The sequence below is a fragment of the Bacillus sp. SKDU12 genome (genome assembly GCF_010093085.1).
GTDB classification, from domain to species: Bacteria; Bacillota; Bacilli; order Bacillales; family Bacillaceae; genus Bacillus; species Bacillus mexicanus.
Map to the genome: position 1 here is coordinate 523,041 of NZ_MSRC01000007.1, position 25,434 is coordinate 548,474.

Below are 25,434 nucleotides of genomic sequence, written 5' to 3' on the forward strand. Positions count from 1 at the left end.
CAAAAAGAAAACTGCGGATTTCCGCAGTTTTCTGCAGTTTAAGGCTTGCGTTTGGCAGGGGAATGCTCTTTCTCGTGTGCCTCTTCAGCTGCAATCACGTCTTTTGCAGGTATATGATTGTTCTTTTTTTGGCCGGTGATCCGGTTGCGCTGTTTTTTACCCATGTCTCATCCCTCCTTCCTGCGGTTAGGTTTTCAAATAACCGGCTCAATTATCCTGTTTTTCTCAGGAAGTGTCCAAACCATTCCGTAACATTTCTTTTTTTATAATATTCCTTTATAATCAATGCTGAAGTTTGTCTCATCATGACATTCGTTGTAAAATGAACGGACTGGATGATAATTTAGAGGAGGATATGAGATGAGTGTACATATAGGTGCTGAAAAAGGCCAAATTGCGGATACAGTGCTTTTGCCGGGAGATCCTCTCAGAGCAAAATTTATCGCTGAAACATATCTAGAAAATGTAGAATGCTATAATAAAGTCAGAGGCATGTATGGATTTACGGGTACATATAAAGGCAAAAAAATCTCCGTACAAGGTACGGGAATGGGCATTCCGTCTATTTCAATTTATGTGAATGAATTAATTCAAAGCTATGATGTGCAAAATTTAATAAGAGTAGGCTCTTGCGGTGCTATCCGTAAAGATGTCAAAGTGCGGGACGTCATTTTGGCTATGACTTCCTCAACTGATTCACAAATGAACAGAGTCGCTTTCGGGAGCATTGATTTCGCGCCTTGCGCAGATTTTGAGCTTCTGAACAATGCCTATGCTGCTGCCAAGGCTAAAGACGTACCGGTGACTGTAGGAAGCGTATTTACAGCTGATCAGTTCTACAACGACGATTCGCAAATTGAAAAGCTTGCAAAATACGGAGTGCTTGGCGTTGAGATGGAAACGACTGCACTATATACATTAGCGGCGAAACACGGAAGAAAAGCGCTGTCAATTCTCACCGTGAGCGATCACGTATTAACAGGAGAAGAAACGACAGCGGAAGAGCGTCAAACGACATTTCATGATATGATAGAAGTGGCTTTACATTCCGTATCACAATAAAATAAATCAAGAGGCGTGCTGGATGCCGGCAGCCTCTTCTTTATGAATGCGGAAACGATTGATAAAAGGAAGGTAATGGAGTATGAAAAAGACCGGTAAGTGGTTCTCGCTGGCAGCCGCTCTGAGTGTGACGGCATTAGTCGGAGCCGGATGCAGCATGTCAAACGGAGATGCTCAAAAGGATACGAAAACCACAGCAGAAACAAAGCAAACAGAACAAAAAACAGCTGACAGCAAAAAAGCAAACACTCAGGACAGTGCGTTTTCATTGGAAAGCAAATATTTCAATGATGTTAAAAAGGTGGACGGTCTGGAAACCATTCAAAATCCAGAAAACATCCTTGCGCTCGTCAATAAACAATACGCATTGCCAGGAAACTATGAGCCTAGTGATCTAGTCATTCCTGATGTAGAGTTTTCTTTTGCGGAAAAGATTCAAAAACGTTATATCAGAAAGGAAGCGGCCGACGCATTAAAAACGTTGTTCGATGCTGCGAAAAAGGAAGGCTATGAACTGGCAGCTGTCTCAGGCTACCGTGCATATGACAGACAGAAAGTCATTTTTGATAACGAAGTCAGCTTAAAAGGGGAAAAGAAGGCAAGGGAAGCGGTCGCTTATCCAGGAGAAAGCGAGCACCAAACAGGACTTGCGATGGATATCTCAAGCCGAAGCAATGGTTTCGAGTTAAATGAAGCATTTGGCGGTACGGCCGATGGAAAATGGGTTCAGGACAATGCTTATAAATATGGCTTTATCATTCGCTATCCGAAAGATAAAGAAGATATTACGAAATATGAGTATGAGCCATGGCATCTGCGCTATGTAGGCAAAAAGGCAGCAAAGGTCATTCATGATCATGATTTAACGCTGGAAGAGTACTTTGAAAAAGTGAAGAAAATTTAAAAGGAAAAGCCCGCTTACGATGAATAAGCGGGCTTCATTGTGTCTGGTTGTTTCATGATTACCAGAAGAATAAACCAGCCAGAGCGACCCCTGTAATTAAACCGAGGGAAATACCGTAAGCCGCTCCATAACCCCAATAACCGCCCCAATACCCGTAACCGAAACCTCTTGGCCCTCCGCCGGTCGGAGCTATAAAAACTCTGTCTCTTGTGACACGGGTAATTTTGCCGACGTGAACTCTTCCGCCTCTCTCTGTAATCCTGACAACTCTACCTTGATGGTTTCTGCAAAGATGATAATATCTTTCCAATATTGTTTCCCTCCTATCCTGACTTTCTATCAGCATATGATAGATGGGAGAAAAAGGTTGGACGAAAACAGGGGGGGATTCGCCGTTTTACTTGTGCGCGATAAAGATACAATGCCCTAAATACTCACTATATATCTGCATGAGTTCATAATGTGTTTGCAGCGTATCATAATAAATAGGAGCAATCGATTGCGATAAATCCATTTCTGTCGTTGGTTCAAATTCCATGTCATCCGGAAGAAGTGTTATCGCCTCAGTCCTTTGAAAGCCACAAGACTTCAAGGTTTTATGCCACTCAGCTTCTTCATGTAAGCAAGTAAAACCGTAGAAATCCATCATTTGCTTTTTTTCTGCTGGGGGCATTGGTTTTTTTAAGGCTGCTTCTATACCAATCAGCATCCCGCCGGGGGTTAATACTCTTGCAATTTCTTGAAGAGAGGATGTCAGATCGGAAAAACTGAGGACCGATTCTGACAGGATGCAGGAAAAGGACTCAGAAGAAAATGGGAGGTGTTCCAGCTCTGCCTGATATGCAGGGATGGCAAGCCCTTCATTTGTAAATCTATTTTTCGCTTTCTGAAGCATAATAGGGTCTTTATCAACGACTGTTACAGGATACAGTAAATGTCCTAAGTAAGCCGCGGTTTGGCCTGTTCCGCATCCGGCATCAAGAATCGGCTGATTCGGGGAAAGTGCAGCCTTTTGCAAGATTGCTTTTGAAAAAGCCAGCCCGCCCGGATGTGCTCCAGCGACACCGAATAAGGACAGCATTTCTAAATATCGGCTCAATATTGAATCCTCCTTTTTCCTTATCATATGTCGTATAAAGGTATAGGTTTATGAAAAGCGAAAGAAGGGCGTTTCTCTTTCATTTCTGCTCCGAGTTGACGAATAAGGATTCGTCCATGATAATATTGTAAGAAGAAAAAGGTGGTGTTTAATTGAAACGGCAATTAAAACTGTTTTTTATTGTGCTGATCACTGCGGTTGTCGCTTCAGCGCTTACTTTGTTTATTACGGGCAATTCAAGCATCCTAGGCCAAAAATCAGCAGGCACAGGAGACAGCAAGTTCGGCAAATTAAATAAAGCGTATGAGCAAATCAAAAGTGATTATTACCAAAAAACAGACGATGACAAATTAGTAGACGGAGCAATTAAAGGAATGATTCAATCTCTGGATGATCCGTATTCCACGTATATGGATCAAGAGGCAGCAAAATCATTCGACGAGACGATTTCTGCATCCTTTGAAGGAATCGGGGCCCAAGTAGAGGAGAAAGACGGAAACATCCTTATTGTGTCGCCCATTAAAGGTTCTCCTGCTGAAAAAGCCGGAATCAAACCAAGGGACCAAATCCTAAAGGTTGACGGCAAAAGCGTCAAAGGTATGAATGTAAATGAAGCTGTTGCTTTAATCCGCGGCAAGAAGGGCTCAAAAGTGAAGCTTGAGCTGAACAGAGCCGGAGTCGGAAATATCGATCTTTCCATTAAGCGCGATACCATTCCTGTAGAAACCGTCTATTCAGAGATGAAAGACAATAACATCGGCGAAATCCAAATCACTTCTTTCTCTGAGACAACTGCTAAAGAGCTGACGGATGCGATTGACGGTTTAGAGAAAAAAGGCGCCAAAGGCTATATTTTAGACTTAAGGGGCAACCCGGGCGGCTTAATGGAGCAGGCGATTGCAATGAGCAACCTGTTTATTGACAAGGGTAAAAACATCATGCAGGTTGAATATAAAAACGGCTCAAAAGAAGTCATGAAGGCTGAAAAAGAACGAAAAGTCACTAAGCCGACCGTCGTTTTAGTTAATGACGGCACAGCAAGCGCTGCGGAAATTATGGCAGCTGCCCTTCATGAATCGTCAGGCATACCGTTAATCGGTGAAACGACGTTTGGCAAAGGCACAGTGCAAACAGCAAAAGAATATGATGATGGCTCCAACGTCAAGCTGACAGTTGCTAAATGGCTGACTGCCGACGGCGAATGGATTCACAAAAAAGGAATTAAACCTCAAGTGAAAGCAGAACTGCCTGATTACGCGAAGCTGCCGTATTTGGACGCGGATAAAACGTATAAATCAGGTGATTCAGGCACAAACGTCAAAGTTGCACAGCAAATGCTCAAAGCACTTGGCTACAAGGTAAAGGTTAACAGTTCGTTTGACCAGGACTTTGTATCTGCCGTTAAACAGTTCCAGAAAAAAGAGAAGCTGAAAGAAACAGGCATACTGACTGGCGATACAACAACAAAGTTAATGACAGAACTTCAAAAAAAGCTGTCTAATAATGATACGCAAATGGAAACAGCAATTAAAAAACTGAAAAAAGAAATGTAAAAAAACCATACGCGGCAGCCGCCGCGTATGGTTTTTTTATGCACCCTTTTGATTCGGATTAGCATCTTGTTTTTTACCAAATAACCCTTCAATAACAGGATTGGATCCTGCCTTTTGAACGAAAAGCGGATTCAAAATAACGACAGCGATCATGTTGGCGGCCAATCCCCAGAATCCTTCATAAATCCCATGTGCGGATTGAGTGGTATACACAATAAACGTAACTGCAAGGCCGACTAATAATCCGATAACCGTCGCTTCTTTCGATTGATGCTTCCAGAATAGGCTGACAACAATTGCCGGGAAGATTTGAACCATTCCGGATACACCTAATAGCTGGAGTGTCACTAAGGCAGTCGGGAAAAGCATTCCGAACAGAAGCGCAAGACCGATGACTACAAACACCATTGAACGTGTGACTAAGGTCAGCCTGCTTTGAGACACATTCGGATGAATTAAATCACGGTACAAGTTATTGGCGAATAAATTGGATGCTCCGATCGCCATGATCGAACAAGGAATCAAAGAAGCGAGAGCAATTGTAGCATATGCAAAACCTTGTGCCACGCCGCCGTAAGATGTTTGAATCAAATGAAGCAGCGCCAGTCTTGGATTTGTATCTTCCGGCAGAACAAGAAAGGCGATAAACCCAAGAAAAATGACCAAAATTAACACAATATTATAAAGCGGTAAAAACATGCTGTTTTTTCTAACTGTCTCGGCGCTTTTTGCTGTGAAAACGCCTGTAGCGGCATGTGCCCACATAAAAAGTGCTAGAGCGGAAACGATAGATGCTGTGATAAACCAAGGAATGCCTTTTGGCCCTTCTGCAGGTATCGTCAGCATTTGCGGCGCTTCCTTTACTAACGTGTCAATCATCGGTGTCCAGCCGTTAAAATGAATGAGGGGGAGGGACACCACCATAAACAGCATAATCACCCACACTAAAATGTCTTTAATAATCGCTGTAAATGTAGGCCCTTTAATCCCGCTGAAAAATGTGTAAAGAGCAACAAGAATAAATGAAATGATGACAACGAATTGTACATTAATATATCCGGTGCCGGCAACTTGAAGCGTATCTTGAATGCCGCTCAGCTGAAGGCAGATATACGGAATAAGCATGAGCACACCGACGATCGCAACAAGGCTTGCTAAAAGCTTACTGTCAAAACGTTCCCGGGCGTAATCCGCCAGTGTTGTTAATTTATGAACTTTCGCAACTTTCCAAAGTTTTGGCAGAAAGAAGTAGGCGATAAAGTAAGCCAACACAGAATAAGGGATGGCGAAAAATGCTACACTTCCGCCTGTATAAGCAGTACTGGTCAGCCCTAAAAAAGTATAGGCGGTATAGAGGTCAGCACCTACTAAAAACCAGACGAGAAGGCCGCCGAAGCGTCTGCCGCCGACAGACCATTCTTCCACCGAAGTGCGTGAGGATTTGTCTCTTCCGGCAAGAAATCCGATACAGACCACGGTTAAAACGATAATAGCTGTAATGAGAAGTGCAGTGAGATTCCCTTGCATTATTTAAGTCCTCCATCTTTTTTTTGCATTTGATAAATGCCAAACGAGCATAACGGCGTAATGATAATCCACAGCAGCAGCCAAAAGTGGAAAAAAGGAAGGCCGAATAGAATCGGTTCAATTCGATTCACAAGCGGTAATAATGCAAGTTGTGCGAATGGCAAAAGAATGAGAATAACAATAAGTGCTTTTTTAACCATTTACTTTCCTCCTGAAACATGATAATGCTCACTATAATAGCAGTTGTAAGAAAAGATCACAAGATAATTATTAGAAAAAAATGATTTTTTCAATTATTTAAACAAAACACATCGTTTGCATCCTTTCTTTTAAGGGTTTAAAATAATGGATATCTTGAAATCGAGATAAATAGGAGTGAGAAAATGAAAACAGAAGGATTACACCATGTCACAGCATTTGCCAGAGATCCGCAAGAAAACTTGCGATTTTATACAGAAGTGCTTGGACTCAGGCTTGTTAAAAAAACGGTAAATTTTGATGATCCGGGAACATATCATTTTTACTTCGGGAATCACAAGGGTGATCCCGGTACAATTATGACCTTTTTTCCGTTCCAAGGAAGCGGACAGGGAACGGTAGGCAAAGGCCAAGCGGGTCGGGTATACTTTTCAGTTCCCAAAGGCTCCCTGGCTTTTTGGAAGGAACGTCTTGAGAGCAATGGGCTGAATCTTGAGGAGAAAACATTATTCGGTGAAAAGAGTCTTATTTTTAATGATACGGAAGACCTTCCGCTAGCCATCATGGAGGATGTGAATAGCGGCAGCAGCGAGTGGACGCCTGACGGTATTTCAACACATGAAGCCATTACAGGAATGAAAGGTGTACTGCTGTATTCCTATGACCCGCAGGCGACGATTCAATTGTTAACTGAAAGCCTTGGATACATCAAAGCGGCGCAAGAAGGCCAGATTGTCAGACTGACATCTTCAGCAGCCATTGGCGGCGTGATTGATGTACATTTACATCCTGAAAAAAGAGGGGTGGGAGGTTATGGCACGGTCCATCATATAGCGTTTCGGACACCGAAAGAGGAACAGCCAAAATGGCTGCCTGTCATTGCAGAAAACCATCTTCCTTCCTCAGAAATTCTTGATAGAGAATATTTTACATCCGTTTATTTTAGGGAAAAAGGCGGTATCTTATTTGAAATCGCCACAGATGAACCGGGCTTTATGACAGATGAAACGTTTGATGAGCTGGGGACTTCATTGAAACTGCCTGAATGGCTGGAGAAACATAGACAACAAATTACAGACGTTTTGCCTAAACTTTAAAAGGAGAATTTATGATGAAGCATATTTATGAAAAAGGAACATCAGATAACGTACTTTTGCTATTGCATGGCACTGGCGGAAATGAACACGATTTGCTTTCATTAGGACGGTTTATAGATCCTCATGCCCATTTGCTGGGTGTCAGGGGATCAGTGCTTGAAAATGGAATGCCGCGGTTTTTCAGACGTCTGAGTGAAGGTGTCTTTGATGAAAAGGATCTTGTGGAACGGACAAGAGAATTGAAAGATTTTATCGACGAGGCTGCAGAAACGCATCAATTTGACCGCGGCCGAGTGATTGCGGTTGGTTATTCAAACGGCGCAAATATTGCGGCAAGCCTTCTTTTCCATTATAAAGATGTGGTAAAAGGGGCTATTCTGCATCATCCGATGGTGCCGATTCGCGGTCACGAGCTGCCTGATATGACGGGGCTCCCTGTTTTTATCGGTGCCGGAAAATACGACCCTCTCTGCACGAAGGAAGAATCAGAAGAGCTCCTTCGCTATTTACATGACAGCGGGGCATCAGCCTCTGTTTTCTGGCAGGATGGGGGCCATCAGCTGACGCAGCATGAAGCTGAACAAGCTCGCGAGTGGTACAAAGATACGATTATATAATGAAAAAACCTTAGCCCGGATGCCGGACTAAGGTTTTTCATATCTTTACAGCCAAGTTGACACTTTTGAAAGCGGCAAGCGGTTGCTTTGGTGAGCGGGTTTTACTGCTTTTCCGATCGAGATAAGCATAACCGGAACAAAGCGCTCGCTGATATCAAATTGTTTTTGGAATTGCTCTTTGTTAAATCCGCCGATTGCGCAAGTGTCATAACCTTTGGCTTTTGCGGCAATCATAAGCTGCATAGCGGCTAAAGAAGCATTTAAGAATGCGGCGTCACGCGCGAATTCTTCGCTTTGGTAAGCACCATTAATTTGGCCGAGCAATGTTTGTTTAATGTCATCTGTAATATAACCTTGGCTTGCTAATTCAGCGTAAACTTCTTCACCATTTTCATTTGCTTTTAAATCACCTAAAATAGCAACAACAGCAGAAGACTCAATAATTTGTTTTTGATTATACGCTACAGGAAGAAGCGCCGCTTTTGATTCATCACTGTGGAATACTGTAAAATGCCAATGTTGAAGGTTCCAAGCTGAAGGCGCTTTAGCAGCAAGATCCAATAGTTCAGTCAGCTCTTCTTTAGAGATCGAGGCGTTTGTATCATATTCCTTCACAGATGCACGTGCCTGTAAAACATCCAGAGTATTCGTCATAATGTTTCCTCCTTCGGATAAACGTGGTATGATAATAGAAAAGTTAGAAGCTTACTAAATGTAACTTGAAGATTATTGTAAAGGTTCATTGAATACATGTCAATCGATAGATGAAGGGATGAAGACTTGTGGGATATACAATGTGTCCTAAAATGGAATCAGCTTTCTCGCTGCTGGGAAAACGATGGAACGGTCTGATCATCCATGTGCTTATGGATGGGCCGAAACGGTTTAAAGAGATAACAGAAACAATACCGATGATCAGCCAAAAAATGCTGGCAGAGCGCCTTAAGGAGCTTGAACAAAACGAGATTGTCGAACGTCAGGTTCTCCCTGAAACGCCGGTCAAAGTGATCTACACGCTGACGAATAAAGGAACAGCGCTTCAAGCTGTATTCCAAGAGATGCAGGTGTGGGCTGATCAATTTTGTGAGCCTGGTGATTCAGTGTGCGAAGAAGAGAAATAAGGAAAGAGGCGTCAGGTACTGAGCCTTGTTTCAATAATAAAGCCATGTAAGGGATTGATGCCTTACATGGCTTTTTATATTTCTGAAATGATTTTTACGATTTATAAGTAGGTATAGGGCAATCTGTAAAAAAAGATCGTAACGTTTCACTTGGCATGAGCATGTATCTCGCCATGCAATGTACAGTCAGATCCCCGTTTACCTTACATTAGCCCAATCGTTTTTCTCCATTGTTGAATACGTTACGAATAGGCAGACAAAAGGAGGAAAAATCATGTACCCTCATCATTTATATTATCGTGAGCACCCAGATCCAGTCGGATATCCGGCGCGCAATCCTTTCTTGTTTGGGGCTCCTTTAGTCGGCGGCTTATTAGGCGGTTTTCTCGGGAGTGCTCTGTTTAATGCTCCTCGTCCCTATGCCTACCCGCCTGGCCCTTATGGATACGGAGGCGGAGCGTACGGTTTTGGTGCCGGCGTGCCATACGGCGGATATCCCGGCTTCTATTAATAAAAACGGCCTGCATAGCGCAGGCCGTTTTTTATCGGATGATTTCTACCTCGGACATATTGTAATCTTGCTGCTTTTGAAACATAACTTCCAGAAGGTCATCCTTATAGACAGCTTTTGTTCCTTTGCGTTTGACTAAACATGGGAGGGGAATTTTTTTTTGCTGACCTGTATGCGGAAAATCGTCTAACCATAATTCGTGAGATGTATGTTTGATTCTCATCTGTTCCAGCTGATCTTCATTGATCGGCACCTTTATAAACACATGGTCTGCTGTTTCGAATATATCAATATCGGGTTTAGGTTCAGGTTCAGGTTTATCGTGCTGTTCTTTTTTGGGGAGTGGATCACGGAAAGGAAATTGAGCTGCATAGTCACTGCCGAATACACTTTCCATCACACGATTTACATAGGTCTCCACTTCTTTTGGATCCGCTTTTTTTAAAGCATCTTTAGAAAATTGGTTTTGGAAAGGAAAGTATTTGTTCCACTCAAACATCGTCGTCACACCCTTTCTTCATGGACAAAATAGTATATGCCCGCCTGATCTTTCACGTGATATAATATAAGATGCTCTAAAGAAAGGCGGGAATTTACATGCAAAATTCAGAAACAAAAAAAGGCGTTGTTTACACAGCTGTTTCCTTTATTATGTGGGGGTTGTTTCCGCTCTATTGGAGGCTTCTCGAACAGCTGCCGGCTCTTGATATTTTGGCTCACCGTATGGTATGGTCTTTTGTTTTTATGTGTATCGTGCTTTTTTTCTTGCGGCAAGGAAAGAGAGGGTGGCAGGAACTGCGCTCTTTGAAAAAGAACGGGGGCATCCTTTCTTTATTTCTTGCGTCTATCCTGATTTCGATTAACTGGTTTGTATACATATGGGCTGTCAATCATGGCTTTTTGCTTGAGGCTAGCCTTGGCTATTATATAAATCCGCTTGTATCAGTGCTCCTTGGCATTTTATTTTTAAGGGAAAAACTGACTCGCCTGCAACTGGTGGCAGTTTCGATTGCGGCGGCGGGCGTCATCATCTCTGCGTTCCAATATGGATCTATTCCTTATGTCGCGCTTCTGCTCGCATTCAGCTTTGGTCTTTATGGGTTAAGTAAAAAAAGAACAAATCTGCCGAGCGCCATCGGTTTAACACTGGAAACGCTTTTGATTATGCCATTTGCTTTGGGATATTTGCTGATAAGCGGCCATGTTCAGCAAACGGCTGCAGAAAGCGGAGGGATGTGGCTGCTTCTCTTTTTTGCTGGTGTATTTACGGCTTTGCCGCTATTATTGTTTGCAGAAGGAGCAAAACGGCTGCCGCTGTATCAAGTCGGTATTTTACAATACATTGCACCGACCATTACCTTGCTGATTGGGCTGTTTGTTTACCATGAACCATTTTCAAGCTCAAAGGCTTTTACATTCAGTTGTATATGGGCTGCGCTCATCTTGTTTACGTTTGCACAGGTAAAGTGGAAACGGGCGTCAAAAAGCCATTGAGGCCTTTGGCTTTTCAGCTGATGCGTATATTATGTATAATCATTTCATGTATGTAAGACATAAAGGAGCACGACGATGGACAATGATAAAGAGATAGTGAAAGCCTACGCTTCACTTTGGAATAACCGATCTCTCGCAAGTGATGACGCCGAAGCGCTAGCAGAGGCGATTGATCTTGAGCTCTTGGATAAACGAACACATCCGAGACTCCGAAAACCGCTGCTGGAAAAATACGTTGCCGCGATCCAGCGCATTGTGAATTCACAGCTCGAACCAGCTGCAAAATATCAACTGGTCAAATTACATACAGAACGTGCAGAGCATGTAAAAGAAGAAAGAGGGGAGCAATTATGAAAGCAATCATAAAAGAAGATGTGCAAGCATCTTTAGAGCGATATGCGGACCGTCCTGTGTATATCCATTTAGAAACCACAACCGGTTCTTATTCAGCGCACTTAAACGAGAAAAACATGACAGTTGTTGCTTATATCCGCAATGCAAAAGTTACCTACCATCAGGCAAAAATCAAAGGCAGCGGACCTTACCGTGTCGGCTTAAAAACAGAAGAAGGCTGGATTTATGCTGAAGGCTTAACTGAATATACAATTGATGAAGATAACCGTTTATTAATGGCGGGACACCTGCCGGGCGGTAAACTGGCTATTTCTCTGCAAATCAGTGAAAAACCGTTCACAGTTTAAAGAAAAGGGTGAAAAATAATGAACGAACACGTACTTGTAATCCTGCCTCACCCTGATGATGAATCATACGGAGTGGCAGGCCTCATTGCCTTAAACAGAAAAAAAGACATTCCGGTTACGTATGCCTGCGCCACTTTAGGTGAAATGGGCAGAAATATGGGCGATCCATTTTTTGCGAATCGGGAAACATTGCCGCTTCTAAGAAAACAAGAGCTCATCAATGCATGCAAAGAGATGGATATCAATGACCTTCGTATGCTTGGACTCCGTGACAAAACGCTTGAATTTGAAGACGATGAATATTTAGCTGATATCATGGAAGAGATCATAGATGATGTAAAACCAAGTTTAATTGTCACATTTTATCCTGAACACGGTGTACATCCTGATCATGATGCATGCGGGGAAGCGGTTATCCGTGCATTGTACCGCAAAAAGAAAGAAGACCGTCCGCGTACAATCTGTATGGCCATTACTCGCAATAGAGAAGAAGTTCTTGGCGAAGCTGATGTCGTACTTGATATCAAAGAAGTAGCTGATATTAAAATGAATGCGTTGAAAGCTCACCGTACACAAACAGAAGGCATGCTCAGAGAGCTTGAAGAAAAGTTGAAAAACAATGAACCTGTTATGGCAACATGGTTTGAAGAAGAAATATATTGGACGTATCAATGGAATGATTAATCAAAAAGGTATAAGGCCTTAAGCCTTATACCTTTTTTAATTTTAAGTCAGAAGCAATCGCTGAAGCGAGGGTAGATCGCAAGGGAATTTCTTCAAAAGACAAACCTAGCTGAACAGCGGTTTGCGCGATTTCCGGGCGGATTCCCGACAACGTGGATGAAACACCGATTAAACGCAATGCTTCAATCAGGCTGAACAGCTGGTGGGCAACCATTGTATCAATAATAGCTACTCCTGATAAATCAATATACAGCTGTGTCACCTTTTTTTTCGCACATTGATTCAAGGTGTTTTCCATAATTAGTTTGGCGCGCACTGTATCAATATCTCCGATTAAAGGCAGCAGTCCGACGCTGTGAAACAGCACAATCACTGGTGCGCTTAATTCAGTAATCATATCTTTTTGCGCTTTAAGCTGAAGGCTCGTGTTTTTATACACTTCTTCTATAAAGATATGAATCACTAGATCGAATGCTTTAATGAGAGAGTGATACAGCTCCTCGGCTTCTTCGCCTTTTACAGTATCCTGATTGAGATGGACAAATTCCTTTACATAGGAAACGTATAAATCTCTTACCCTGACAAACTCCCGGATAATATAGTGGATCGGAGTTTTTAAATGCTCTTGATCCTGTGTCACTTCAATGGCCCAATTTTGCAGGATAGGCAGGTATACCTCCTCATCATCTATAAAAATGCGATTTATTTTATAATTGAAGGCAAGATTTTGGCTCTTTAAATTTTGAATGATAGTAGGATCTGTTGATGCATAAATGGAATTTGGGTCAGTCTCTTCGATTGTTTCGTACCATGTTGAGCTGATCGTTTCTGCATGCTGAGATAGATATTCGAATAATTTCTTGTTTTTTGCCATGATTGTTCACCTCTTTTAGATGTATAGTTTTTGCGAATAACGTTTTTGCAGTTTAGCCAGCCTGAAAAACAGCCCGACTGCCCCGGCGGCGAGACCTGCAATTAACCCGATCCAATAGCCGAAGGCGCCAAGATTCGTGAACGTACCGACCGCATAACCGACGGGAAGGCCAATGATCCAATAAGAGACAAATGCGGCTGCAAGCGTATAATTCACATCTTTGTACCCTCTGAGCGTTCCTTGGATCGGCGCGGCGACAGCATCAGAAAGCTGAAAAAACAGCGCATAAATTAAAAAGTGCTGTGTCAGACGGAGCACATCGGGATCAGAAGTGTACATGCCGGCAATTTGCTCTCTAAATAAAAGGATACAGGCTGCAGTTAACAAAGAAAAGCCAATCGCCATTACGATGCCGATCACGCTATATGAGCGTGCATCCTTAAAACGGGCTGCACCTGCTTCAAAACCGACTACAATTGTTAAAGCCATGGACACGCTGAGCGGCAGCATATATAAAAGTGAAGCAAAGTTCATGGCTGCCTGGTGAGAGGCGATAGTTATTGTATTAAAATGGCTCATCAGAAGCGTGACAGCTGCGAAAATGCTCGTTTCAAAAAATACGGCGAATCCAATAGGAAGCCCGATTTTCAGCATGTTTTTACACGCGCTCCAAGAGAACTTATACATTGTAAGAAAAATCCCGTATTCGGCAAACGGAGCGGATTTATGAATGATGAAACAACTGAAGATGCAGATACACCAATATGTGAGCGCGGACGCTATACCGGCGCCGACACCTCCAAGAGCCGGCATCCCGAATTTCCCGAAGATGAATACGTAATTCAATACAAAATTGATCGGAAGAGAACTAAGTGTAATCATCATGGTAACTTTCGTTTTCCCTAATGAGTCAATGAATGATCTCAAGACGGTGTAGACAAATAAAGGGAAAATACCTAGTGATAAAAAGCCTAAAAAGTGTTTGGCAATCTGATGTACGTGTGTCTCAAGGTGCAATCGTCCAAGAATAAGGTCTACTGTAGCATATCCAATCGCTAAAACGGCGATGCTAAGAAGCGCGGCCACGTATACAGACTGCAAGACAGTAAAGGGTATTTGCCGTTTATTTTCAGCGCCTAATAACTGAGCGACAATGGGTGTGACTGCCATTAAAATACCTGCAAGTCCTGTATAAACGGGAGTCCAAAGGCTTGAGCCTATGGCCACACCGGCTAAATCAGCGGGACTGACTTTCCCTGACATCACCGTATCTAAAAATGTCATAAGAGAAAGCCCCGCCTGAGTAATGAATATCGGAATGAAAATATGCAAAAGCTGTGTAATCTTTTGCCGGGCATTTCGAGTTTCTTTCATACATTGATCTCCGTTTCTTTTTCATAACGAGAGAAATTATAACATTTTATGTATAAAAAGCAATGAGCGCCAGGTCTATTCTTTTTTTGTGGGCTTCGTTTTTCTAAACATTTGGGCATAAATAAAAGCAAGTGATATCACGCCTAAAAAGGTGCAAACATACTGGATGATTCTTTCGATTTCCATTCTTTACATTCCTCCTTTACCTATAGAATGTGCATCAATAAGATTAGCATGCGTGAAAAGTTGGACATTTGAAAAGGAGTTGAAGATCTATGCGATACGTACAGATAACAGAACATGCATTTAAGGAAAAAATCCAACTGTGTTTAGAACAAATACTAGATGATTCATCGCTGATTTTGAAAACACTTCATGAAAAAGACCAGTGCCTTCTTTGTGAATTAGATGAATTGGGGCGCCTTTTTCAGGACATGCAGGGCATCGCATCCTCCTTTTATTTGCAATCATACATTGAGCAATTTACGCCCGCATTTATCGAGCTGGCCAAGGCGATTAAAGCTCTATCAGAACATAAGCATGGCGCTTTAATTGTGATTGAAAGATCGGAACCGGTTGAACATTTTATTCAAAAAGGGACATTTCTCCATGCGGAGATCAGCGCTTCATTAATTGAGAGTATCTTTTTTCCCGGAAATCCTCTTCATGACGGCGCGTTATTGGTGAAGGAAAATAAACTCGTCTCGGCAGCGAATGTCCTCCCGCTGACTACAAAGGAAGTGGATGTCCATTTGGGAACCCGGCATCGCGCAGCTCTCGGTATGTCGGGATATACAGATGCACTTGTGCTCGTTGTGTCGGAGGAGACAGGAAAGATGTCATTTGCAAAAGACGGCGTATTATATCCGGTGATTTCGCCGAGAACGTAAAAATAAATAAAAGGACATAATGAATAAACCTATCATGAGACAGATTGACTAAATGTAGCGTTTTTTTAAGCCTTCACGTTCAGTTGAATGTTTTTGTCTTCCAAGAAAAGAAAATATAAACTAGTAAAAAAGTTATATTGAATAAATATTAATAAGGTGAAACTCTTTACCTTATTTTGTATTTGTAGTACCTTTTAAAATATTACGTACATTTTAAAAGAAAGGGTGCTGCCGCATGGCTAATGTATTAATGATCGGTTTCCCTGGTGAAGGGCATATTAATCCGTCTATCGGTGTAATGAAGGAGCTAAAATCACGCGGGGAACAGATTACTTACTACGCAGTGAAGGAATACAAAGAAAAAATTGCCGCTCTTGGTGTCGAGTTTCGCGAGTATGATGATTTCCGGGGAGATTACTTCGGAAAAAACGCAACCGGAGATGAAGAAAGAGATTTCACTGAAATGATCTGCGTCTTTTTGAAAGGCTGTCAAGATATCGCGGCTCATATTTATGATGAAGTCAAACATGAATCGTATGATTATGTCATATATGATCACCATCTTCTGGCTGGAAAAATGATTGCCAATCTGCTGAAGCTCCCGCGGTTCTCATTGTGTACAACCTTTGCCATGAATGAGAAATTCCTCAAGGAAATGATGGGCGATTACGTGAAAGGATCGATTGAAGATTCGCCTCATTATAAATCTTACCAGCAGCTTACAAAAACGTTACATGCTGATTTTCAAACAGAGATCAAGAAGCCTTTTGACGTCTTTTCTTCAGATGGGGACTTGACGATCGTCTTCACCTCAAGAGAATTTCAGCCAATGGCTGAGCAATTTGGCGATCGGTATGTTTTTGTCGGCCCTTCCATTGCAGAAAGAGTCGAAAACAATGACTTTCCATTTGATCAAATAGACAATGAAAATGTGCTGTTTATTTCGATGGGAACTATTTTTAACAATCAAAAGCGGTTTTTTAATCAATGTCTCGAGGTGTGTAAAGATTTTGACGGTAAGGTTGTGCTTTCCATTGGAAAACATATTAAAACAGATGAGCTGAATGATATTCCAGAGAATTTCATTGTACGCCCATATGTTCCTCAGCTTGAGATCCTGAAAAGAGCCCGTTTATTTGTGACCCATGGAGGAATGAACAGCACAAGTGAAGGCTTGTATTTTGAAACCCCGCTCGTTGTCATTCCGATGGGAGCTGACCAATTTGTCGTAGGACGCCAAGTGGAAAAAATCGGCGCAGGAAAAGTGCTGAAAAAAGAACAATTATCTGAGAGTCTTCTAAAGGAAACAATTCAAGAAGTGTTGAACAATCCTGTGTATACTGAAAAGGCGGAAGACATCGGACAATCCCTGAAAGCAGCGGGCGGCTCTAAAAAAGCTGCTGACAGCATTCTTGAAGTTGTGAAACACAAAACACAATCAGCAGATGCATAATATAGATGCCTGTTCTTATCAAAAGAACAGGTTTTTTGGCTGTTACATCTGAAAACCGAGGAAGGGATTTAACGTACTGATAGAGAATTGATTAGAAAAACAAACAAGAAAGGAGGAATTTTTGCTTCGTTTATCATTAAAAATTATTTTGCTCCCGTTTAAATAGTTCCTTAGACTTTCGAAAAATAGATGCAGTTTATATACAATGTTAAGTATTTGAAAGGTAAAAGTCGAACAATGCTGAAATTGCTGTTACATGTTTGGAAAGTGTGTAACTTGGTGAAAAAGTGACGATAAAATGGAAGTATGTTATTTTTGGGAACTTTAATTTTATAAATAGTTTAGGAGGTTAAATGAATGAAAAAGAAAATTGTGGCCGGCTTGGCTATGTCCGCAGTAGTTGGATCATCGATGGCCGCGGCACCCGCGGAAGCAAAAACGATAAAAATAAAAAGCGGTGACTCTCTTTGGAAACTTTCCCGGCAATATGATACGACAATATCAGCGCTGAAATCTGAAAACAAATTGGAATCAACGGTGCTTTATGTCGGGCAAAGTCTTAAGGTTCCTGAGAGCAGCAAAAAAAACACGCCATCCTCATCAAGCTCAAGCTCAAGTGAAACCTCAACATACACAGTTGCATATGGTGATTCACTTTGGATGATTGCGAAAAATCATAAAATGAGTGTTTCGGAACTTAAAAGCTTAAACAGCTTATCCAGTGACCTCATTCGCGCAGGGCAAAAGCTTAAGATAAAAGGGACAACCAATTCAAGCGGCTCAAGCGAATCGAAGAAAAACAGCGATTCCAATTCTTCAGGCTCTCCGAAAAGTACATACACGGTTAAGCTTGGTGATTCGCTATGGAAAATTGCAAACAGTTTACATATGACTGTAGCTGAATTGAAGACCTTAAATGGCTTAACATCAGATACGCTTTACCCTAAACAGGTACTGAAAATAAAAGGGAACAATCCACCTAAGGGCGGAAACAGTGAAAACAGCGATTCAAAAAAGTCGTCAAACATCAATTCTTCAAAAACAACTACATACAAAGTAAAAGCAGGCGATTCGCTGTGGAAAATCGCGAATCAGCTTGGAATCACTGTGCAAAGCATCCGCGATATAAACAAGCTATCGTCTGATGTCTTGCATATCGGACAAGTTCTAACCATTTCAGGTTCAGGAACAACAAAACCTAACCATTCAAATCTGACAAAGCCAAAAGATAACTCAGGATCAAATGTCCAAATAGGCTCGAAGATTGACAGAATGATAGCGGAAGCAAAAAAATATGTCGGGGTGCCATATCGCTGGGGAGGAAACACGCCAGCAGGTTTTGATTGCAGCGGCTTTATTTATTACCTCATTAATCATGTATCATCGGCATCGAGACTGAGTACGGCGGGCTATTGGAATATCATGCAAGAAGTCAGCCAGCCTTCAGTCGGAGACTTTGTCTTCTTTACCACATATAAATCCGGCCCGTCGCACATGGGGATTTATCTAGGCGGCGGGAACTTTATTCATGCAAGCTCATCGGGCGTCGATATTTCTAATCTCAGCAATTCGTATTGGAAAGAGCGTTACTTGGGTGCAAAAAGTTACTTTTAAATATGAGTGTGACAAAAAGCCTTTTTATAGGCTTTTTTTGTTTATTTCCAAAAATGATTGACCACACTGTAAGAAAAAACAAGGAGGAGACAGTATGTACCGTCTCTTGCTGTTGATGATAGCGGCTGCACTGAGCGTTGCGGGATGCGGGCAAAACCCTTCGGATCCTCCTAAGCGGATACCGAAAAAAAAGGCTGTTGAAACATCAGCGTTTGACCATCACGTTCAGCTGTTCAATCGTGAAGGCAAAGCAGTCGGTTTTATAGAGATTAAAGAATCGGATGATGAAGGCCTCGATATTCACATTTCTGCAAACAGCCTGCGCCCCGGCGCTTCTCTCGGCTTTCATATTTATGAGAAAGGATCATGTGTCAGGCCGGATTTTGAATCAGCGGGAGGCCCCTTTAATCCGCTGAATAAAGAACACGGTTTCAATAATCCGATGGGTCATCATGCCGGAGATCTGCCCAACCTTGAAGTCGGTGCTGATGGAAAGGTGGATGTCATTATGAATGCGCCGGATACCTCAATGGAAAAAGGAAGTAAACGAAATATCCTTGATGAGGATGGGAGTGCGTTTATTATTCATGAACATGAAGACGATTATTTGACAAACCCAAGCGGCAATTCAGGGGCGCGAATCGTCTGCGGAGCTCTTTCCGGCAATAGTGAGAAGCAGTAATGGTCATCCAAGCCCTTTTGTATTGAGCATACAGGGGCTTTTTTAGTATACTCGTTAATGGAATACGAATAGGAAAGGGACCTGTCTATGACAACTCGATTACAGCACTTAACATTGCCGGAAAAGATACAACAAAAGCTTTTATCATATAAAGACCAGCCGATTTCTCCAGAGTTTCAGTCGCTCATCGGGGCGTCAGGCTATGAGGCGGATGATGAGGCGATTTTATTCGACGCCATTATCGCACTAGCCATGGGAAAAAACGTTCTGCTGAAAGGGCCTACGGGCTCAGGAAAAACGAAGCTTGCAGAAACATTGTCCAACTATTTTCATAAACCGATGCACAGTGTCAACTGTTCGGTTGACTTGGACGCTGAAGCACTGGTCGGCTATAAAACGATTGAAAATCAATCAGGCCAGGCAACAATTGAATTTGTGCCAGGACCAGTCACTAAAGCCATGAAAGAAGGCCATTTTCTTTATATAGATGAAATCAATATGGCAAAACCAGAAACACTGCCCATTTTAAATGGTGTATTAGATTACAGAAAAATGATGACGAATCCGTTTACAGGAGAGGTCATTCGAGCTAAAGGCGGATTTGGAGTTATTGCGGCCATCAATGAAGGCTATGTGGGAACCGTTCCGCTGAATGAAGCATTGAAAAACCGTTTTGTCATCATTGATGTGCCATATATCAAAGGTGAACTGCTGAAACAAGTGCTTATGTCTCAGTCCTCCCTGCAAGACGAGACAATGATTGACCGGTTTATCATGCTTTCCTCTGACTTGATCGTTCAAGCCAATAACGGCCAGGTGTCTGAAGAAGCGGCATCCATCAGAGCGTTAATTGATACATGTGATTTAGCCGCTTATATTCCGCCGCGTCGTGCCATTGAGCGGGGGATTGTAGAGAAGCTTGATGATGATCGAGAAAAGGCAGCAGTCCGAAATATCGCAGAAACTCTGTTTGAATGAGGGAGCTGCGATGAAATTTATTAAATTTAACGACAGCACAATTGATTCGTTTCTATTTATGATGCTGACTGATTTAGCCAAAACACTTACCAAGAGTGAAGCGGTAGAAGTGGAGTATGGCGTTCAGTCCTATTACAACCCGTTTGAAAAAAAAATCTATATGAGCCACTTTTGGAAAGACAGGGCAGCTGAGGATATGGAAGCGGGCCTGAAAAGCGACGTCTACCTGCGTTCGGTAGGAACGAGATACAGTTCACTGCATGAGTTTGCGAACTTTTTGGATGATATTCATCGAAGTCTTAAGTTCAAAAGCTTTGCCAAGCAGCTGTTTATGCTGCTAGAGGACATCAGAATTGAAGAATGCATCAAACGCGAACGCCCTGGTACGAAACAAGTCTTTGCCAAAAGAAAAAACATGTACAGAAAGCACTTCTCCACCCAGCTGACTTTAAATTTGGAACGAAGCATTTTTACGGATGCACTCTTTTGCGCGATCTATATGAAGCTTACGACCGAGTCACCGCTTGAATCTCTTCCGTCTATGCGTGAGGACATCAATCTGATGCGCCCATTTATAGAGCAGCAGCTCCTGCGCGTGTATGAAGCAAATTCGACTTCCCAGGTTCTGAGTTTGGTTGAAGATCTCATGGACGGACTTGAAGAGATACTCGATAAAGATATGCTGAACACGTACTTCTTTTTGCCTGAGCTTGATTACGCAAAAGCAGCAGAAAATCCGTTATTTGAAGAAGAGAAAAAAGCGCCGAAACTGAGTGATGATATCACACTTCCGAAAAAGTCAGATGGTAATGAAGATATTCATGAGGAAGAAATGCCGACGTGGCACAGGGAAACAGAAGCACCAGCTAAAAGCTTCCTTCAATTTGATATCGAACACGGCGCGAAATCAGACATAGGAAAAGACGCTTCAAGAGAAGGAGACGATGGTGATCAAGCCCTTGGCTCTGTCCAAGGATCAGCCAGGCAAACAAAACGGAAAGATTATTCCAAGCTGGAAACGCTGGAGTCCCAGAAAGATCAGCCAAACGGGGCGGGTATGGCGGACGGAAAAGAAAATAAATACGCCTTTCCGATTTACAAAGAACCGCAGCCGGCAGCAAGTGAAGAAGAACTTACGTATAAAAAGCAGGCAAAAACGATTGAATCATATCAAAAGCGTTTAAAACAAATGATTCAAAAAACGCTGGAGCATAAAAAAACATCGCCAAGAACAGATTTGCATGCCGGGCGGCTGAACAATAAACTGCTCCGTTATTTCACTGAGCGGAATCCGCGGCTGTTCTACAAAAAGCAGGAGCCGTCTTCCGAAATTGACGCGGTTTTCACTTTGCTGGTCGACTGTTCAGCCAGCATGTTTGACAAAATGGACGAAACAAAGCGGGGAATCGTACTTTTTCACGAAGCGCTGAAATCGGTAGCGGTCCCGCATCAGATTGTCGGCTTTTGGGAAGATACAAACGATGCGACGGAAACAAGCCAGCCTAACTATTTTAATACAGTTATTCCTTTCCAATCATCATTAAGACAGGAATCGGGACCGGCGATTTTGCAGCTTGAGCCTGAGGAAGATAATCGTGATGGCTATGCAATCCGGCAGATGACGAAAAAAATGCTGCAGCGCAGCGAATCACAAAAGTTTTTAATCGTCTTCTCGGATGGCGAGCCGGCGGCGTTTGGCTATGAACAAAACGGAATAATCGATACAAGTGAAGCGGTTATTGAAGCTCGTAAGAGAGGAATAGAAGTAATAAATGTTTTTCTCTCCAACTCAGAAATAGAAGAATCGCAAATGAAGACCATTCAGGACATGTACGGGAAATTCAGTATATTTGTTCCGGATGTTGATCAGCTCCCGGATGTTCTGTATCCGCTGCTCAAAAAACTGCTCCATAAAAGCATAGGGTAACCCTTTATCCTGTGCTTTTTGCTGTTCCTTTTTTCAAATGATTAAATTTTTTGTTTTTTATAAAGATTTTTTACTGTTTTGTGAACAATCAAGGTAGAATCAAATTGTAAACAGTGGTAAAATACCATTGGAAGCGTTTTTATTACATAATTTTGGGCACAGCGTTCGAAAGTTATTTTAAGATAGTGAATCATTCACTTGATTATCTAAGTTGGGGGTAATATTCAAATGTTTCAAAATAGTATGAAACAACGAATGAATTGGGAAAATTTTTACGGTCCGAACCTCGGCTATGCGCTGGAGCTTTACGATCAGTATACCCAGGATCCGACCAGCATTGATCCGGATCTGAAGGAAATATTCGATGAGCTAGGTGCTCCGCCAAGCGATATAAAAGAGGTCTCGGGAACAAAAGAAAAGGGACATGTTACAGCCGATCTGATTCAAAAGATCGCATCCGCAGTCAAACTTGCAGAGGATATCCGAACCTATGGCCATTTAAACGCTTCCGTCAATCCGCTCAGAAAGGACGGGAAAAAGAGCGAACTCTTTCCATTATCCGATTACGGGCTAACAGAAGAAGAAATAAAAGCAATACCTGCGTCAGTGATTTGCAAAGACGCTCCTAAAAACATTACGAACGGTTTAGAAGCCATTCAGTATTTACGGAATACGTATAAAAGAACGATCTCGTTTGAATTTGATCATGTGCATGATTTCAAAGAGCGTGAGTGGCTGACAAAGATGATTGAATCCGGCGAGCTGTTCCAGAAGAACACTGCCGAAAAGCTGTCGGCTGTTTTAGAAAGACTGACAGAAGTAGAGGGGTTCGAGCAGTTTTTGCACCGCACATTCGTCGGACAGAAGCGCTTTTCCATTGAAGGATTGGACGCTCTTGTCCCAGTGCTCGATGATATTATTGCACAATCTGTCAAATCAGGCACAACAAGTGTCAACATCGGAATGGCGCATAGGGGGCGCCTGAATGTTTTGGCACACGTGCTCGGCAAACCGTATGAAATCATTTTTTCTGAATTTCAGCATGCACCGAACAAAGATCTTGTCCCATCTGAAGGTTCAATCGGAATCAGCTACGGATGGACAGGGGATGTTAAATATCATCTAGGGGCGAATCGGGAGCTTCAAGACGCTGAGACAAAATCAGCGCGCATTACGTTGGCAAACAATCCGAGCCACTTGGAATTTATCAATCCGATTGTTGAAGGCAGCACGAGAGCAGCACAGGAAACAAGAACACAAAGCGGATACCCGGTGCAGGATGAAACGAAATCACTTGCCATTTTAATTCATGGAGACGCTGCATTCCCCGGGGAAGGAATTGTTGCTGAAACATTGAATTTAAGCTCTTTAATAGGGTATCAAGTAGGCGGTGCGATTCACATTATCGCCAATAACATGATCGGGTTCACAACAGAAAGCGCTGAATCAAGATCGACAAAATATGCCAGTGATCTGGCAAAAGGCTATGAAATTCCGATTGTTCACGTGAATGCGGATGATCCTGAAGCATGTCTCTCAGCTGTTAAGTTTGCAGTTGAATACCGAAAAACATTCAACAAAGACTTTTTGATTGACTTGATCGGGTACAGACGTTACGGACATAACGAAATGGATGAGCCGTCCACCACTCAGCCGATGCTGTATGATGCTGTCAGAAAGCATCCGACTGCCAAACAAATTTTTGCCGAAAAGCTCGTAAATGATGGCATCATTACCGAGGAAGTTGTCCAAAACATCGAAACAACGGTAACGAAGCGCATTGAAAGTGCTTATCAAAAAGTGCCTGCTAAAAAGGAACATATCGCCAGTGAAATAGAACTTCCGGAGCCTGTTTCAAACGGTTTCCCAGATGTAGACACATCCATTGATTTTGATGTGCTTCGCAAATTGAACGGCGAATTGATTAATTGGCCCGAGTCATTTCATGTTTTCGGAAAACTAAAGCGCATTTTAGAAAGACGCGCCAAGGCGTTTGATGATGACAGAAAAGTGGAATGGTCTTTGGCAGAATCCCTTGCGTTCGCTTCTATTTTGAAAGACGGAACACCGATTCGTTTAACAGGGCAGGATTCTGAACGCGGAACGTTCGCTCACAGAAACCTTGTGCTTCATGACAGTGAGACAGGCGAAGAATTTGTGGCGCTTCATCACTTATCTGAGTGTGACACATCTTTTGCGGTTCATAACAGCCCGCTGTCTGAAGGATCGGTTCTCGGGTTTGAGTACGGCTATAACGTGCATTCACCGGAAACACTTGTCTTGTGGGAAGCGCAGTTCGGAGATTTTGCTAACGCCGCCCAAGTGTACTTTGACCAATTCATTTCAGCCGGACGCGCCAAATGGGGGCAAAAATCCGGATTAGTGATGCTGCTTCCGCACGGATATGAGGGGCAGGGGCCTGAGCACTCAAGCGCAAGAATCGAGCGTTTTCTGCAGCTTGCCGCTGAGAACAACTGGACAGTTGCCAACGTGACAAGCGCCGCGCAATATTTCCATATTTTAAGAAGACAGGCTAAAATGCTGCTTCGTGAAGAAATCAGGCCGCTCATCATTATGACGCCGAAGAGCCTTCTTCGTAATCCGAATACGGTCTCCGAAGTGCAGGAGCTCAGCGAAAGCCGCTTCCAGCCTGTGTACGACCAGTCGGGTCTTTCTCATGACTATGAAAAAGTAACCAGACTTGTACTATCCAGCGGTAAAGTGTCTATAGACATCAGCGACTATTTTAATAAATTAGAAGACGGTAAAGAGTGGCTTCACATTGCGAGAATTGAACAGCTGTATCCATTCCCGGCAAAAGGAGTCAAAGAATTATTTGCAAAACTTCCGAACCTGAAAGAAATCGTATGGGTGCAGGAAGAGCCGCAAAACATGGGGGCCTGGAGTTATATCAGCCCGTATTTGACAGAAATTGCACCACAGGGAGTAAGCGTTCAATATATTGGACGAAGAAGACGATCCAGCCCTGCGGAAGGAGATCCAACGGTCCATAAAAAAGAACAGAAACGTATTGTATCTGATAGCTTGACTCGCAAAAACTAAGGGGGAAATGA

General features: G+C 42.6%; 26 protein-coding genes and 1 pseudogene. 18 read left to right on the forward strand and 9 right to left on the reverse strand.

What is annotated here, in order from left to right:
• Nucleotides 1-38: 38 nt before the first annotated feature.
• Nucleotides 39-164, reverse strand: a complete 126-nt coding sequence (locus BTW01_RS09365; RefSeq protein WP_162102716.1) for a hypothetical protein — start codon at nucleotides 162-164, stop codon at nucleotides 39-41.
• Between the two features lie 196 nt (nucleotides 165-360).
• On the opposite strand from BTW01_RS09365, the gene deoD reads away from it, so the two are divergent.
• Both deoD and ldcB read left to right on the forward strand, forming a co-directional pair.
• Nucleotides 361-1,062: a purine-nucleoside phosphorylase gene (gene deoD / locus BTW01_RS09370; RefSeq protein WP_162102717.1), complete on the forward strand. Its 702-nt coding sequence runs from the start codon at nucleotides 361-363 to the stop codon at nucleotides 1,060-1,062.
• An 82-nt stretch (nucleotides 1,063-1,144) separates the two neighbouring features.
• Nucleotides 1,145-1,966, forward strand: coding sequence for an LD-carboxypeptidase LdcB (gene ldcB / locus BTW01_RS09375; RefSeq protein WP_162102718.1), 822 nt, complete (start codon nucleotides 1,145-1,147; stop codon nucleotides 1,964-1,966).
• Between the two features lie 58 nt (nucleotides 1,967-2,024).
• Here the strand turns inward: ldcB and BTW01_RS09380 are convergent, their stop codons facing one another.
• Entirely contained in the window at nucleotides 2,025-2,276 is a 252-nt protein-coding gene (locus BTW01_RS09380; protein WP_162102719.1) for a hypothetical protein, read from the reverse strand.
• Nucleotides 2,277-2,363: 87 nt separating this feature from the next.
• Entirely contained in the window at nucleotides 2,364-3,065 is a 702-nt protein-coding gene (locus BTW01_RS09385; RefSeq protein ID WP_162102720.1) for a class I SAM-dependent methyltransferase, read from the reverse strand.
• A 152-nt stretch (nucleotides 3,066-3,217) separates the two neighbouring features.
• On the opposite strand from BTW01_RS09385, the gene ctpA reads away from it, so the two are divergent.
• Nucleotides 3,218-4,618 (forward strand): carboxy-terminal processing protease CtpA, encoded by a 1,401-nt coding sequence (ctpA, locus tag BTW01_RS09390; RefSeq protein ID WP_162102721.1) that lies wholly within the window; start codon nucleotides 3,218-3,220, stop codon nucleotides 4,616-4,618.
• A 36-nt stretch (nucleotides 4,619-4,654) separates the two neighbouring features.
• Here the strand turns inward: ctpA and BTW01_RS09395 are convergent, their stop codons facing one another.
• Together BTW01_RS09395 and BTW01_RS09400 are read right to left on the reverse strand one after the other, a co-directional pair.
• Complete coding sequence (locus BTW01_RS09395; protein WP_162102722.1) at nucleotides 4,655-6,145, reverse strand: sodium:solute symporter family protein; 1,491 nt, start codon at nucleotides 6,143-6,145, stop codon at nucleotides 4,655-4,657.
• Nucleotides 6,145-6,345 carry a DUF3311 domain-containing protein gene (locus BTW01_RS09400; protein ID WP_162102723.1) on the reverse strand — a complete coding sequence of 67 codons (201 nt, stop codon included), beginning with the start codon at nucleotides 6,343-6,345 and terminating at the stop codon, nucleotides 6,145-6,147. The genes BTW01_RS09395 and BTW01_RS09400 overlap by 1 nt, the downstream gene beginning before the upstream one ends.
• A gap of 183 nt (nucleotides 6,346-6,528) precedes the next feature.
• Here BTW01_RS09400 and BTW01_RS09405 point away from each other — a divergent pair, with 183 nt between their 5' ends.
• Together BTW01_RS09405 and BTW01_RS09410 are read left to right on the forward strand one after the other, a co-directional pair.
• Nucleotides 6,529-7,440 carry a ring-cleaving dioxygenase gene (locus tag BTW01_RS09405; RefSeq protein ID WP_162102724.1) on the forward strand — a complete coding sequence of 304 codons (912 nt, stop codon included), beginning with the start codon at nucleotides 6,529-6,531 and terminating at the stop codon, nucleotides 7,438-7,440.
• Nucleotides 7,441-7,454: 14 nt separating this feature from the next.
• Nucleotides 7,455-8,057, forward strand: a complete 603-nt coding sequence (locus tag BTW01_RS09410) for an alpha/beta hydrolase (protein ID WP_162102725.1) — start codon at nucleotides 7,455-7,457, stop codon at nucleotides 8,055-8,057.
• 45 nt (nucleotides 8,058-8,102) lie between these two features.
• On the opposite strand, the gene BTW01_RS09415 is transcribed toward BTW01_RS09410, so the two are convergent.
• The gene (locus BTW01_RS09415; RefSeq protein ID WP_162102726.1) at nucleotides 8,103-8,711 is read right to left on the reverse strand and encodes a nitroreductase family protein; all 609 of its coding nucleotides are present in this window, start codon (nucleotides 8,709-8,711) and stop codon (nucleotides 8,103-8,105) included.
• A gap of 128 nt (nucleotides 8,712-8,839) precedes the next feature.
• On the opposite strand from BTW01_RS09415, the gene yodB reads away from it, so the two are divergent.
• Both yodB and BTW01_RS09425 read left to right on the forward strand, forming a co-directional pair.
• Nucleotides 8,840-9,178 (forward strand): transcriptional regulator YodB, encoded by a 339-nt coding sequence (yodB, locus tag BTW01_RS09420; protein WP_162102727.1) that lies wholly within the window; start codon nucleotides 8,840-8,842, stop codon nucleotides 9,176-9,178.
• Nucleotides 9,179-9,452: 274 nt separating this feature from the next.
• Nucleotides 9,453-9,689, forward strand: a complete 237-nt coding sequence (locus BTW01_RS09425; protein WP_162102728.1) for a hypothetical protein — start codon at nucleotides 9,453-9,455, stop codon at nucleotides 9,687-9,689.
• 31 nt (nucleotides 9,690-9,720) lie between these two features.
• Here BTW01_RS09425 and BTW01_RS09430 read toward each other — a convergent pair whose 3' ends face one another.
• On the reverse strand, nucleotides 9,721-10,188 hold the full coding sequence (locus BTW01_RS09430) for a spore gernimation protein GerT (protein ID WP_162102729.1): 468 nt from the start codon (nucleotides 10,186-10,188) through the stop codon (nucleotides 9,721-9,723).
• Nucleotides 10,189-10,286: 98 nt separating this feature from the next.
• Between BTW01_RS09430 and rarD the strand changes: the two genes are divergently transcribed.
• The 4 genes from rarD to bshB2 all read left to right on the forward strand — a co-directional run bounded on the left by rarD (nucleotide 10,287) and on the right by bshB2 (nucleotide 12,568).
• Nucleotides 10,287-11,183, forward strand: a complete 897-nt coding sequence (gene rarD / locus BTW01_RS09435; protein WP_162102730.1) for an EamA family transporter RarD — start codon at nucleotides 10,287-10,289, stop codon at nucleotides 11,181-11,183.
• A 75-nt stretch (nucleotides 11,184-11,258) separates the two neighbouring features.
• Entirely contained in the window at nucleotides 11,259-11,537 is a 279-nt protein-coding gene (locus BTW01_RS09440) for a hypothetical protein (protein ID WP_162102731.1), read from the forward strand.
• The gene (locus BTW01_RS09445) at nucleotides 11,534-11,884 is read left to right on the forward strand and encodes a YojF family protein (protein WP_014114096.1); all 351 of its coding nucleotides are present in this window, start codon (nucleotides 11,534-11,536) and stop codon (nucleotides 11,882-11,884) included. Before BTW01_RS09440 ends, BTW01_RS09445 begins: the two co-directional genes overlap by 4 nt.
• Before the next feature lie 18 nt (nucleotides 11,885-11,902).
• Nucleotides 11,903-12,568, forward strand: a complete 666-nt coding sequence (gene bshB2 / locus BTW01_RS09450; protein ID WP_162102732.1) for a bacillithiol biosynthesis deacetylase BshB2 — start codon at nucleotides 11,903-11,905, stop codon at nucleotides 12,566-12,568.
• Between the two features lie 25 nt (nucleotides 12,569-12,593).
• Here the strand turns inward: bshB2 and BTW01_RS09455 are convergent, their stop codons facing one another.
• Nucleotides 12,594-13,442 carry an STAS domain-containing protein gene (locus BTW01_RS09455; RefSeq protein WP_162102733.1) on the reverse strand — a complete coding sequence of 283 codons (849 nt, stop codon included), beginning with the start codon at nucleotides 13,440-13,442 and terminating at the stop codon, nucleotides 12,594-12,596.
• A 15-nt stretch (nucleotides 13,443-13,457) separates the two neighbouring features.
• Nucleotides 13,458-14,816, reverse strand: coding sequence for an MATE family efflux transporter (locus tag BTW01_RS09460; RefSeq protein ID WP_162102734.1), 1,359 nt, complete (start codon nucleotides 14,814-14,816; stop codon nucleotides 13,458-13,460).
• A 275-nt stretch (nucleotides 14,817-15,091) separates the two neighbouring features.
• Here BTW01_RS09460 and cdaS point away from each other — a divergent pair, with 275 nt between their 5' ends.
• The 7 genes and pseudogenes from cdaS (at nucleotide 15,092) to sucA (ending at nucleotide 25,423) form a co-directional block, all read left to right on the forward strand.
• Nucleotides 15,092-15,706, forward strand: a complete 615-nt coding sequence (cdaS, locus tag BTW01_RS09465; protein WP_162102735.1) for a sporulation-specific diadenylate cyclase CdaS — start codon at nucleotides 15,092-15,094, stop codon at nucleotides 15,704-15,706.
• A gap of 235 nt (nucleotides 15,707-15,941) precedes the next feature.
• Complete coding sequence (locus BTW01_RS09470) at nucleotides 15,942-17,159, forward strand: macrolide family glycosyltransferase (RefSeq protein WP_162102736.1); 1,218 nt, start codon at nucleotides 15,942-15,944, stop codon at nucleotides 17,157-17,159.
• A 357-nt stretch (nucleotides 17,160-17,516) separates the two neighbouring features.
• On the forward strand, nucleotides 17,517-18,773 hold the full coding sequence (locus BTW01_RS09475) for a LysM peptidoglycan-binding domain-containing protein (RefSeq protein WP_162102737.1): 1,257 nt from the start codon (nucleotides 17,517-17,519) through the stop codon (nucleotides 18,771-18,773).
• Nucleotides 18,774-18,867: 94 nt separating this feature from the next.
• Nucleotides 18,868-19,455, forward strand: a complete 588-nt coding sequence (locus tag BTW01_RS09480) for a superoxide dismutase family protein (protein WP_162102738.1) — start codon at nucleotides 18,868-18,870, stop codon at nucleotides 19,453-19,455.
• Between the two features lie 64 nt (nucleotides 19,456-19,519).
• Nucleotides 19,520-20,433, forward strand: a pseudogene (locus BTW01_RS09485) (AAA family ATPase); the annotation flags it as partial.
• 10 nt (nucleotides 20,434-20,443) lie between these two features.
• The gene (locus BTW01_RS09490) at nucleotides 20,444-22,360 is read left to right on the forward strand and encodes a vWA domain-containing protein (RefSeq protein WP_162102740.1); all 1,917 of its coding nucleotides are present in this window, start codon (nucleotides 20,444-20,446) and stop codon (nucleotides 22,358-22,360) included.
• Between the two features lie 228 nt (nucleotides 22,361-22,588).
• A complete protein-coding gene (gene sucA, locus BTW01_RS09495; RefSeq protein ID WP_162102741.1) occupies nucleotides 22,589-25,423 on the forward strand; it encodes a 2-oxoglutarate dehydrogenase E1 component in 2,835 nt (944 codons plus the stop codon).
• Nucleotides 25,424-25,434 lie beyond the last annotated feature (11 nt).

Coding starts and splice junctions, on each gene's coding strand:
- BTW01_RS09365 (WP_162102716.1), bottom strand. CDS start 164: ATGGGTAAAAAACAGCGCAACCGGATCACCGGCCAAAAAAAGAACAAT.
- deoD (WP_162102717.1), top strand. CDS start 361: ATGAGTGTACATATAGGTGCTGAAAAAGGCCAAATTGCGGATACAGTG.
- ldcB (WP_162102718.1), top strand. CDS start 1,145: ATGAAAAAGACCGGTAAGTGGTTCTCGCTGGCAGCCGCTCTGAGTGTG.
- BTW01_RS09395 (WP_162102722.1), bottom strand. CDS start 6,145: ATGCAAGGGAATCTCACTGCACTTCTCATTACAGCTATTATCGTTTTA.
- BTW01_RS09400 (WP_162102723.1), bottom strand. CDS start 6,345: ATGGTTAAAAAAGCACTTATTGTTATTCTCATTCTTTTGCCATTCGCA.
- BTW01_RS09405 (WP_162102724.1), top strand. CDS start 6,529: ATGAAAACAGAAGGATTACACCATGTCACAGCATTTGCCAGAGATCCG.
- BTW01_RS09410 (WP_162102725.1), top strand. CDS start 7,455: ATGAAGCATATTTATGAAAAAGGAACATCAGATAACGTACTTTTGCTA.
- BTW01_RS09415 (WP_162102726.1), bottom strand. CDS start 8,711: ATGACGAATACTCTGGATGTTTTACAGGCACGTGCATCTGTGAAGGAA.
- BTW01_RS09425 (WP_162102728.1), top strand. CDS start 9,453: ATGTACCCTCATCATTTATATTATCGTGAGCACCCAGATCCAGTCGGA.
- BTW01_RS09430 (WP_162102729.1), bottom strand. CDS start 10,188: ATGTTTGAGTGGAACAAATACTTTCCTTTCCAAAACCAATTTTCTAAA.
- rarD (WP_162102730.1), top strand. CDS start 10,287: ATGCAAAATTCAGAAACAAAAAAAGGCGTTGTTTACACAGCTGTTTCC.
- BTW01_RS09440 (WP_162102731.1), top strand. CDS start 11,259: ATGGACAATGATAAAGAGATAGTGAAAGCCTACGCTTCACTTTGGAAT.
- BTW01_RS09445 (WP_014114096.1), top strand. CDS start 11,534: ATGAAAGCAATCATAAAAGAAGATGTGCAAGCATCTTTAGAGCGATAT.
- bshB2 (WP_162102732.1), top strand. CDS start 11,903: ATGAACGAACACGTACTTGTAATCCTGCCTCACCCTGATGATGAATCA.
- BTW01_RS09455 (WP_162102733.1), bottom strand. CDS start 13,442: ATGGCAAAAAACAAGAAATTATTCGAATATCTATCTCAGCATGCAGAA.
- BTW01_RS09460 (WP_162102734.1), bottom strand. CDS start 14,816: ATGAAAGAAACTCGAAATGCCCGGCAAAAGATTACACAGCTTTTGCAT.
- cdaS (WP_162102735.1), top strand. CDS start 15,092: ATGCGATACGTACAGATAACAGAACATGCATTTAAGGAAAAAATCCAA.
- BTW01_RS09470 (WP_162102736.1), top strand. CDS start 15,942: ATGGCTAATGTATTAATGATCGGTTTCCCTGGTGAAGGGCATATTAAT.
- BTW01_RS09475 (WP_162102737.1), top strand. CDS start 17,517: ATGAAAAAGAAAATTGTGGCCGGCTTGGCTATGTCCGCAGTAGTTGGA.
- BTW01_RS09480 (WP_162102738.1), top strand. CDS start 18,868: ATGTACCGTCTCTTGCTGTTGATGATAGCGGCTGCACTGAGCGTTGCG.
- BTW01_RS09490 (WP_162102740.1), top strand. CDS start 20,444: ATGAAATTTATTAAATTTAACGACAGCACAATTGATTCGTTTCTATTT.
- sucA (WP_162102741.1), top strand. CDS start 22,589: ATGTTTCAAAATAGTATGAAACAACGAATGAATTGGGAAAATTTTTAC.